At 40.8% G+C, this 1,344-nt stretch carries 1 protein-coding gene; it reads right to left on the reverse strand.

Annotated elements, in window-relative coordinates; translation table 11 throughout:
• Positions 1 to 27: 27 nt before the first annotated feature.
• Entirely contained in the window at positions 28 to 918 is an 891-nt protein-coding gene (locus tag R7P67_RS24580; protein ID WP_318086287.1) for a LysR family transcriptional regulator, read from the reverse strand.
• Between the last annotated feature and the right edge of the window lie 426 nt (positions 919 to 1,344).

Genomic DNA, 1,344 nt, shown 5'->3' on the forward strand with positions numbered 1-1,344 from the left:
GTTTATACTGGTTTCATATCGGTAGCTTTATGTATGATGGGTAAGTTTGTCTTTTAACCAGTCATGAAAAAGTGCCACTTTTCTTGACGTTAACCGGAAGTTTGGGATCACCACATAATAGCCATAGCCGCTGTGAAGCTTTAGATTCCCAATATGTTGGATGTCACCACGCAAAATAGAAAATGGCGCCATAAAATCGGGCAGCAAAGCCAAGCCCTTCTCCATTCTCACGGCTTCACACGCCAAATAAAAATGCTCAAACCCGACGGAGTGATAGGTGATTGGGCACTCTAAATCGTTCTCCTGTTTGAACTGCTCCCACAGGTGCGGGCGAGTCGTTTGCGGAATAAATGGGTAATGGCTGATGGCTTGGTTGTCTGACAGTTTTGGTAGGTTGGTGTTGCCAATCAGCAACAAGGTTTCCTCACATAAGAGCTGGCTATATTCATAATGAGTAGAAAGAGGCAAACACCGCACATGCAGATCACTTTCGCCATGAATGTTTTTAACTGCGCCATCTCCGGTAAGAATTTTCACGCGAATATTTGGATGGCGCTGGTGGAAATCATCGATACTTGGCACCAGCCAAAGACTGGCAAATGAGGGTGTGACATCGACAACCAACAGCTCTTGATCGGTATTGGTCTGAATTAGGCTGGCGGTTGCGTGCTGAATGAGCTCTAGAGCTTCTGTTATTTGGGGTAAATAGCGCTTTCCTTCCTCTGTTAGCTCCACGCCGTTTAACCCTCGATGAATGAGAGGAAGCCCAACGAGTTGCTCTAAAGATGCCATCTGTTTACTGACCGCTCCTTGTGTTACGCATAGGTCATCGGCGGCTTTAGAAAAGCTGAGATAGTTAGCCACAGCAACAAAAGTCCTCAATGCACGAATGGAAGGGTACTCACTGCCTTTTATCATTCTTTCAATTCCATTGAATTTGATTAGGCACAGAGTAGAGGATTTGTGCTTTTAAGCAAAGCAAGGCACGACGGATGTGTGATTGGCTTCCTTTCTAGTAAACACGCAATGCGATATTTCAATGACTATTTAACAACTCAAGAATATTCACGCTGTGTATTTTTATTTTGAAAAAACTACAAATTAGCGAGAAGCTTTTTCACTAGTTATATTTATCCTACATTTATATTGTTTGTGTAAGGTAAATAAATAGCCTGTATTTTGTTTTTTGTACGAGTGTTTTTAGCTAATTGTCAGAATTTTATTAAATTAAAATAGCTTTTCATGAATTTAATATTGGCATTGCTTTTGCTATTTATGATTGGAACTTTCGATAATCAATTAATTTAGGAGAACGAAATGAAAAGCAATGTTGTTACTCTGGTT

This window comes from Vibrio sp. Vb0937 (assembly GCF_033338855.1).